This is a genomic window from Streptomyces sp. I05A-00742 (assembly GCF_013055795.1).
In the GTDB taxonomy this organism is placed as follows: domain Bacteria; phylum Actinomycetota; class Actinomycetes; order Streptomycetales; family Streptomycetaceae; genus Streptomyces.
This window is the reverse complement of the sequence record NZ_JABETO010000075.1, coordinates 1-9,364: the sequence shown is the minus strand read 5'-3', so window position 1 is coordinate 9,364 and position 9,364 is coordinate 1. Positions and strand designations below refer to the sequence as shown.

Below are 9,364 nucleotides of genomic sequence, written 5' to 3'. Positions count from 1 at the left end.
GGCGCCGGCGGGCGCGGCCCCGGGGCCGGCCGTCCCCTGTCCGGCCGCCGCCTGGGCGGCCCTCCTGCGGCGCAGGAAGAGCCCGGCCGCACCGCGCGCGGGCGCCTCGCCCCCGTGCTCGTCCTCGACGGGACCGCCGCCCGGCGGCAGGGCCCGCTGCTCGGTGGCGTCCCCGGCACCCAGCTGCGGATAGCCCTCGGACACCGGCTCGGCGGCGTTGAGCGGCAGGTAGAGGGTGAAGGTGGACCCCCGGCCGGGCTCGCTCGCCGCGTGGATCTCACCGCCCAGCAGCCGGGCGATCTCCCGGCTGATCGACAGCCCGAGCCCCGTACCGCCGTACTTGCGGCTGGTCGTGCCGTCGGCCTGCTTGAACGCCTCGAAGATGACCCGCATCTTGCTCGCCGCGATACCGATGCCGGTGTCCGTGACGGAGAAGGCGATCAGTTCGCCGTCGGCGTCCCGCAGCGCGCCGGCCTCCAGCAGCTGTTCGCGGATCGAGTCCGGCACGTCCGCGCCCGCCGGCCTGATGACCAGTTCGACCGCTCCGGTGTCCGTGAACTTCACCGCGTTCGACAGCAGGTTGCGCAGCACCTGGAGCAGCCGCTGCTCGTCGGTGTGCAGCGTGGCCGGGAGCTCCGGGGAGACCCGGACCGAGAAGTCGAGCCCCTTCTCCGCCGTCAGCGGCCGGAAGGTGGCCTCCACATAGTCGACGAGCTGCACCAGGGCGATCCGGGTCGGGCTGACGTCCATCTTGCCCGCCTCGACCTTCGACAGGTCCAGGATGTCGTTGATCAGCTGGAGCAGGTCGGACCCCGCCCCGTGGATGGTCTCGGCGAACTCGACCTGCTTCGGGGAGAGGTTGCCGTCCGCGTTGTCCGCCAGCAACTTGGCCAGGATGAGCAGCGAGTTGAGCGGAGTGCGCAGCTCGTGCGACATGTTCGCCAGGAACTCGGACTTGTAGCGCATCGAGACAGCGAGCTGTTCCGCGCGCTCCTCCAGCACCTGCCGGGCCTCTTCGATCTCGGTGTTCTTGACCTCGATGTCCCGGTTCTGCCGGGCCAGCCGCTCGGACTTCTCCTCCAGCTCGGCGTTGGAGATCTCCAGCGCCTTCTGCCGGTTCTCCAGCTCCGCCGACCGCTCCCGCAGCTGCTCGGTCAGCTCCTGCGACTGCTTGAGCAGCATCTCCGTCTTGGTGTTGACGCTGATGGTGTTGACGCTGGTGCCGATCATCTCGGCGATCTGGCTGAGGAAGTCCTTCTGGATCTGGGAGAACTTCTGGAACGAGGCCAGCTCGATGACGCCGAGCACCTGGCCCTCGAACAGCACCGGCAGCACGATCACATGGGCGGGCGGCGCCTCCCCGAGCCCGGAGGCGATCTTCAGATAGCCCATGGGCACGTTCTCCACCAGGATCGTGCGCTTCTCCTTGGCCGCCGTGCCGATCAGCGACTCACCGGGCCGGAAGGAGGTGGGCATCGAGCCCATCGAGTACCCGTACGACCCGAGCATCCGCAGCTCGTACGCGTCCTCGCCGCTCTCGCCCTCGGCGGCCGGCATCGCCAGGAAGAAGGCGCCGTGCTGCGCGGAGACGACGGGTGTCAGCTCGCTCATGATGAGCTGGGCGACGTCCTCCAGGTCCCGGCGGCCCTGCATCAGGCCGGAGATACGGGCCAGGTTGCCCTTGAGCCAGTCCTGTTCGTTGTTGGCCAGCGTGGTCTCGCGCAGATTGGCGATCATCGTGTTGATGTTGTCCTGGAGCTCCAGGATCTCGCCGGCCGCGGCCACGTCGATGCGCAGGTTGAGGTCGCCGCGGGTCACGGCGGTGGCGACCTCGGCGATCGCCCGCACCTGCCGGGTCAGGTTGCCCGCCATCTCGTTGACGGACTCGGTCAGGTCGCGCCAGGTGCCGTCCACGTCGCGGACCCGCGCCTGACCGCCCAGCTGGCCCTCCGTGCCCACCTCGCGGGCCACCCGGGTCACCTGGTCGGCGAACGACGACAGCTGGTCGACCATCGTGTTGATCGTGGTCTTGAGCTGGAGGATCTCCCCGCGCGCATCGATGTCGATCTTCTTGGTGAGATCGCCCTGGGCGATCGCCGTGGTGACCATCGCGATGTTGCGGACCTGGCCCGTCAGGTTGGAGGCCATGGAGTTCACCGACTCCGTGAGGTCCTTCCAGGTGCCGCTGACCCCCAGCACCCGCGCCTGGCCGCCCAGGATGCCGTCGGTGCCCACCTCCCGGGCCACGCGCGTGACCTCGTCGGCGAACGACGACAGCGTGGTCACCATGGTGTTGACGGTGTCGGCGAGCTGCGCGACCTCGCCGCGCGCCTCCACCGTGATCTTCTTGGTGAGGTCGCCGTTGGCGACCGCCCCCGCGACCTGCGAGATATTGCGCACCTGACTGGTCAGATTGTTGGCCATCAGGTTGACGTTGTCGGTGAGGTCCTTCCAGATGCCGGTCACATCGCGGACCCGCGCCTGACCGCCCAGCTGACCCTCCGTACCGACCTCGCGGGCCACCCGGGTCACCTGCTCGGCGAAGTCCGACAGCTGGTCGACCATGGTGTTGACGGTGGTGACCAGTTCGAGGATCTCGCCCTTGGCGTCGACCGTGATCTTCTTCGAGAGGTCGCCCATGGCCACCGCCGTCGTCACCTCGGCGATGTTGCGCACCTGCGACGTCAGGTTGTTGGCCATGAAGTTGACGGACTGGGTCAGGTCCTTCCAGGTGCCCGAGACACCCTTCACCTCGGCCTGGCCGCCCAGGATGCCCTCGGTGCCGACCTCCCTCGCCACCCGCGTGACCTGCTCGGCGAACGAGGACAGCTGGTCCACCATCGTGTTGAGGGTGTTCTTCAGCTCCAGGATCTCGCCGCGCGCATCGACGTCGATCTTCTGCGACAGATCACCCCGAGCCACCGCCGTGGCGACCTGGGCGATGTTGCGGACCTGCGCGGTCAGATTGCCCGCCATACCGTTGACGGAGTCCGTCAGATCGCGCCAGACGCCCGCCACTCCGGGCACCTGCGCCTGCCCGCCGAGCCGGCCCTCCGTGCCCACCTCCCGGGCCACGCGCGTGACCTGGTCGGCGAAGGCCGAGAGCTGGTCGACCATGGTGTTGATGGTGTTCTTGAGCTCCAGGATCTCGCCGCGCGCATCGACGTCGATCTTCTGCGACAGATCTCCGCGCGCCACCGCCGTGGTCACCTGGGCGATCTGCCGCACCTGGGAGGTGAGGTTGCCCGCCATGAAGTTGACCGAGTCGGTCAGCTCCTTCCAGGTGCCGCTGACGCCGTCCACCCGGGCCTGCCCGCCGAGGCGCCCCTCGGTGCCCACGTCGCGCGCCATCCGGGTCACCTGGTCCGCGAACGACGACAGCTGGTCCACCATCGTGTTGACGGTGTTCTTCAACTGAAGCATCTCGCCGGACACTTCGACGGTGACCTTCTGGCCGAGGTCGCCGTTGGCGACGGCGGTGGTCACCTGGGCGATGTTGCGGACCTGTCCGGTGAGGTTGCGGAACGCCGTGTTGACCGAGTCCGTGAGGTCCTTCCACGTCCCCGCCGCGCCCGCCACCTGCGCCTGACCGCCGAGCTCGCCCTCCACGCCGATCTCCCGTGCCACACGGGTCACTTCGGCGCTGAAGGACTGGAGCTGGTCGACCATCGAGTTGACGGTGTTCTTGAGCTCCAGCATCTCGCCGGAGACGTCGACGGTGACCTTCTGACCGAGGTCGCCGTTGGCGACGGCCGTCGTCACCTGGGCGATGTCCCGCACCTGTCCGGTGAGATTCCGGAACGCCGTGTTGACCGAGTCCGTGAGGTCCTTCCAGGTCCCCGCCGCCCCCGGCACCTGCGCCTGACCGCCCAGCAGCCCCTCGGCGCCGATCTCGCTGGCCACCCGCGTCACCTCGTCGGCGAAGGTGCGCAGCGTCTCCGTCATCTGGTTGATCGTCTCGGCCAGCTGCGCGATCTCGCCCCGCGCGCTCACCGTGACCTTCTGCGACAGGTCGCCGTTGGCGACCGCCGTCGTGACCTGGGCGATGCCGCGCACCTGGGCGGTGAGGTTCCCGGCCATCAGGTTGACCGAGTCGGTGAGGTCCTTCCAGACGCCCGCGACCCCGGGCACCTGGGCCTGGCCGCCGAGTTCGCCCTCGGTGCCGACCTCCCGGGCCACCCGCGTGACCTCCGAGGCGAAGGACGACAGCTGGTCCACCATCGTGTTGACGGTGTTCTTCAGCTCCAGCATCTCCCCGGCCACGTGCACCGTGACCTTCCGGGACAGGTCGCCCTTGGCCACCGCCGTCGTCACCAACGCGATGTCCCGCACCTGGGCGGTCAGCCGCGACGCCATGGTGTTGACGGAATCCGTGAGGTCCTTCCACGAACCCGACATCCCGCGCACCCGCGCCTGCCCGCCGAGCTTGCCCTCGGTGCCGACCTCGCTCGCCACCCGCGTCACCTCGTCGGTGAACGCGGAGAGCTGGTCCACCAGGCCGTTGACCGTCCGGCCGACCTTGAGGAACTCACCGCGCAGGGGGTGCGCCGAACCGTCCGCACCGTGGGACCGCAGGTCCATCCGCTGGTCCAGATCGCCCTCGGCCACCGCCGACAGCACCCGGCCCACCTCGGACACCGGCCGCACCAGATCGTCGACCAGGGCGTTGGAGGCGTCGATCGCGGCGGCCCACGCCCCCTCGCAGGAGCCGACCTCCAGCCGCTCGGTGAGCTTCCCCTCGCGCCCGACGACCCGCCGCACCCGCGCCAGCTCGCCGGTGAGCTGGAGGTTCCGGTCCGCGACCTCGTTGAAGACGGCCGCGATCTCGGACATCACCCCGTCACCGGAGATCGTCAGCCGGCGCCGGAAGTTCCCGTCCCGCATCGCCTCCAGCGCCCCCAGCAGCCGGTGCAGCGCGGCGCTGTCCACCTCCGTCGTCCCCTGGGGCCGGGACCGTCCGCCCTTCGCGCGCGCGCTCGTACCCCGCGTCGCTCCGCCAGACTCCACCGTGGCCCTCCCGCAGGGTCGCTGATCCTCGTAGGGGTTTTCGCTTGCAGCTTTCCCAGTGTTTCACTCAAGCGCACTGGGCTGCCGCCCGTCAGAGCGTAACCAGCTGACGGGACAACTCGTTAAAGATGAACAGGAAAACCTATCCCATCGCAGCTGTTGCTTCGGCGGAGCCGCACATCCCAGCGGCACTTACCGGGTCTCCTGCCCACAAGTCGTCCCCGCAGACCACCCCCACCCCCGGTCGCTCCCCGGGTCCCGGCAGCCCGCTTCTCCCCGTCCATTCCGGGGGGAATGCGCGTACGGTCATGGCTTCCGCATTCCCTCCCGGATTCTTCGGTCGCGTTCCCCGTCGTTCCCCCATCGTTCCCCATCGCCCCTGCCGACGGTTTAGCCTGGCGGACGAATCGACGTCATGGGAATCGGGCACAGGACTCGGGGGAGCGATGAGAGGCCAATGGGGAGTGCTGTGATCACCGCGCGGGCAGCCGCCACCTTCGAGCCGGTCGGGCGTTCGGTTGCCGCTGCCCGGGCGTTCGTCCGGGACACCCTGCAGGGCTGGGGTTTTCCCGACATCATCGACGACGCCGTGGTCCTGACCAGCGAGCTGGTGACCAACGCCGTCGTCCACGCCGGCACCTCCGCCGACGTCCTCTGCGTCCGCACCGACGCGGGCGTCCGTATCGAGGTCAGCGACCGTTACCCCGAACGTGAGCTTCCGCTCCAGACGCCGACCCGGCAGTTCGGCAGCGTCGACCGCGAGGGCGGCCGGGGCCTGATGCTGTGCACGGCCCTCGCCGCCCGCTGGGGCGTCGAGTACGGCGCCACCCACAAAAAGGTCTGGTTCCGCCTCGACCTGGACGACCGCCCGGCCGGCACCCGCTCGGCGGGCCCGGCCCTCCCCGTCGACGCCCTGCCGCTGGCCGACCCCCGGGTACGCGTCGCGGTCGTCCAGATCGACGGCACGGGCAGCATCAGCGCCTGGAACGACGACGCCGCGCACCTCTTCGGCTATACGACGGACCAGGTCTCCGGCAAACCCCTCGCCGATCTCGCCGCCTGGCCGCACACCCCCGGCACCTCCACCGGCATCGCGGAGGCACTGCGGCTGTCCCGCTGGGAGGGGTCGTACGGGATAAGGGGCGCCGACGGCCGCGTCATCCCCGTCTACGCCTCCCACCTGCGCGTCCGCGACAACGAGGGAGCGCCCTCGACCGTCTGCCTGCTCGTCCGCGACGAGGAGCGGGCCGTCCTGGCGAGCCCGCCGCGCTCCTCCGGCAGCGACGCGTCCGCCGACCGAGGCACCTCCGCCGACCCCTTCGAGGTCTTCATCGGCTCCCCCGCCCCCGACGACCTGGACGGCCTGCTCCAGCGCACGGTGGAGCGCGCCCGCGACATGCTCGACGGGGACGCCGCCTACCTCCTCCTCGCCACCGACGACGAGACCGAACTGGAGGTCCGGGCCTCCACGGGGCTCCCCTCCGCCCGCCAGCGCTTCGCCCGCGTCCCGGTGGAGGCCGGCACCGGCCGCTACGGCTCCGCCCGGCTGCCCTCCGTCCACGACGACCTCAACGCGGTCCCCGGCGCGGTACCCCTGCTCACCGACACCGGCCTGCGCTCGGTCGTCACCGTTCCCCTCAAGGTCGAGGGCCGCCTCACCGGCTCCCTCGGCGTCGCCGCCGAGGCCCCCCACCGGTACGGGAACGAGGAGGCGCTGCGCCTCCAGTTCGCGGCCGACCGGATCGCCCTCGCCGTCGAGTCCGCCCGCCTCGGCGAGCTGGAACGGCTGCGGCGCGGCTCGCTCTCCTTCCTCGTCGAGGCGTCCGACCTGCTGGCCGGCACTCTCGACCGGGACCAGACGCTGGCCCTCATGGCCCAGATGACCGTCCCGACCCTCGCGACCTGGTGCGCCGTCTACACCATCGCCGACCAGTCCTCCGAACCCGAGCTCTCCTACGTCCTCCACGAGGACGAGGACCTCATCGACGGCCTCAAGGCCCTGCTGACCAAGGTCGCCCCGCCGGACCCCGTCCCCACCCCGGGCGCCCGCGTCTGGACGGCCCCCTCGCAGGCGGCGCACGCGGAGGCCCTGCGCACCTCCCTGCGCAGCGTGGGCCTCGCCGACACCACCGCCTCCCCGTCCGCCCCCGGCGTCTCCCTCACCACGGCGGCGGCGGTCGGCGGCGAGACGGTCGTCCTGCCCCTCGTGGCCCGCAACCGCGTGATCGGCATGCTCACCCTCGGCAAGCCGACCGACGACCACTTCCGCCAGGAGATCGTGGAGCTCGCGGAGGACCTCTCCCGCCGGGCCGCCCTCGCCCTCGACAACGCCCGCCTGTACAGCGAGCGAACCGCCATCAGCCAGAGCCTCCAGCGCAGCCTGCTCCCGCCCGGGCTGCCGGACGTGCCGGGCGTCGAGGTCGACGTCATCTACCGGGCCGCCGGCGAGGGCAACGAGGTCGGCGGCGACTTCTACGACCTCTTCCCGATCCGGGACGGCGCGTACGGCTTCGCCATCGGCGACGTCTGCGGCACCGGCCCGGAGGCCGCGGCCGTCACCGGCCTCGCCCGGCACGCCCTGCGCCTGCTGGCCCGCGAGGGCTTCGGAGGCCCCGCGGTCCTGGAACGGCTCAACGCGGCCATCCTCGATGAAGGCGCCCGCAGCCGGTTCCTCACCCTCCTCTACGGCGAGCTGTGGCCCCAGGAGGACGGCAGCGCCCTCCTCAAGGTCGTCTGCGCCGGACACCCGCTGCCGCTGCGCCTGCGCCAGGACGGCACGGTGGAGGCCGCCGCCGACCCGCAGCCGCTGCTGGGCGTCATGGACGACCTCGAACTGTACGAGCAGACGGTCACCCTCGATCCCGGCGACGTCCTGCTCTGCGTCACCGACGGCGTCACCGAGCGCCGTGAGGGCTCCCGCATGCTCGGCGACGACGGCCTCGCCGACGTCCTCACCACCTGCACGGGCCTCACCGCGGGTGCCGTCTCCGCCCGCATCCTCCGTGCCGTGGAACGCTTCGCGGCAGAGCCCCCGTCCGACGACATGGCGATCCTGGCGATGCGGGTGCCCGAGCGACTGAACGCCTGAGGCCGGGGCAGCCGGACTGCCGCGAGAACGAAAAGGGAACAAAAAAGGCCCTCGCCTGATGGCGAGGGCCTTTTCCTATGGAGCCCCAAAACGGAATCGAACCGTTGACCTTCTCCTTACCATGGAGACGCTCTGCCGACTGAGCTATTGGGGCCGGCAACGAGATAAAGCATACCGGATGTTCGTACGTGCTTTTGACCAACCGTCCGGTCCTCGGCCCGGTCTCATGACCAGGGCCAGAACCAGGACCAGGGCCCGGACCAGGGCCAGGACTTCAGGGCTAGGCGGCAGCCCCATACGGCAGGAGCCCGCCCAGCGCATTACAGGCTGCCACCACCTTGTGCAGTTCCCGCCGGGACATGTCAGCGTCCACCGGCAGGGCCAGGCACTCCTGAGCGGCCCGCTCGGTCTCGGGAAGCCACACCTCCCGCATAAAGCCGGGCATCCGGTGCACGGGCGTCTGGACGGGCACGGAGCACCGCACACCGCGCGACCGCAGAGCACGGGCGAAGGCGTCCCGGTCGGGCCGCCCGTTGCCCGGGACGCGAACGACGTAGGAGTGGTACCGGTGGTCAACTCCCGGTGCTGTCCGGGGAGTCAGGACGCCGGTGAGCCGGCCGTCGAGGTACGAGGCGTGCGCCCGGCGCCGACGGAGCGCGTCAGCCGTGTCCCCCGGCACCTGCCGCTCGACATGCGGAATGACGGGCATCGGCCTGCCTCCGGCCAGCGCCTGAAGGGCGATCAGATCGGCCGGGTACCCGAAGAGATCGGTGGGGACGATGGCCGCTGTGCGATCAGTGATCGCTTCGGCGACGGCGGCCGGGGCGAGGCAGTAGCTGGTCGCGTCGATGTCGGCGAACACGGGTGTGGCCCCGACCGCGCGAACGGCCGCGGCGGCTCCTGTGGTGGCGTACGACGGCACGACGACCTCGTCGCCGAAGCCCACGCCGGCGGCGGTCAAGAGTTCCTCTGTCCCCATGGCTGAGCATGATGGACGCGGAACGTTAACCCGGCATGACGTTTGGCACTTGCTTACGGAAACAGAAAAGCTCTGGCATCTGAACCTGAGGTTCAAACACCAGAGCTTTTCATCACAATTTGTTCGGCGGCGTCCTACTCTCCCACACGGTCCCCCATGCAGTACCATCGGCGCTGAAAGGCTTAGCTTCCGGGTTCGGAATGTAACCGGGCGTTTCCCTAACGCAATGACCACCGAAACACTATGAAATTAACCCAACCAACCATCACTTGCATGGTTTCGGCTGTTCG

The 9,364-nt window shown here is 70.0% G+C and carries 3 protein-coding genes, 1 tRNA gene and 1 rRNA gene; 1 reads left to right on the top strand and 4 read right to left on the bottom strand.

Annotation, left to right across the window (positions count from 1 at the left end; genetic code table 11):
- Positions 1-5,007: HAMP domain-containing protein (locus HN013_RS31740; RefSeq protein ID WP_312018775.1), on the bottom strand; the 5,007-nt coding region annotated here is incomplete at its 3' end.
- A gap of 469 nt (positions 5,008-5,476) precedes the next feature.
- Here HN013_RS31740 and HN013_RS31735 point away from each other — a divergent pair.
- Positions 5,477-8,095 carry a SpoIIE family protein phosphatase gene (locus HN013_RS31735; RefSeq protein WP_171172417.1) on the top strand — a complete coding sequence of 873 codons (2,619 nt, stop codon included), beginning with the start codon at positions 5,477-5,479 and terminating at the stop codon, positions 8,093-8,095.
- A gap of 78 nt (positions 8,096-8,173) precedes the next feature.
- Here the strand turns inward: HN013_RS31735 and HN013_RS31730 are convergent.
- From HN013_RS31730 to rrf, 3 genes are all read right to left on the bottom strand, one after another.
- Positions 8,174-8,249, bottom strand: a tRNA-Thr gene (locus tag HN013_RS31730).
- Between the two features lie 126 nt (positions 8,250-8,375).
- Positions 8,376-9,074 (bottom strand): DegT/DnrJ/EryC1/StrS family aminotransferase, encoded by a 699-nt coding sequence (locus HN013_RS31725; RefSeq protein ID WP_171172415.1) that lies wholly within the window; start codon positions 9,072-9,074, stop codon positions 8,376-8,378.
- Positions 9,075-9,195: 121 nt separating this feature from the next.
- Positions 9,196-9,312: ribosomal RNA gene (rrf, locus tag HN013_RS31720) — 5S ribosomal RNA — on the bottom strand.
- Positions 9,313-9,364: the final 52 nt, after the last annotated feature.

What these genes read in the sequence shown, in the direction of transcription:
- HN013_RS31725 (WP_171172415.1), bottom strand. Translation starts at nt 9,074, where the DNA reads ATGGGGACAGAGGAACTCTTGACCGCCGCCGGCGTGGGCTTCGGCGAC.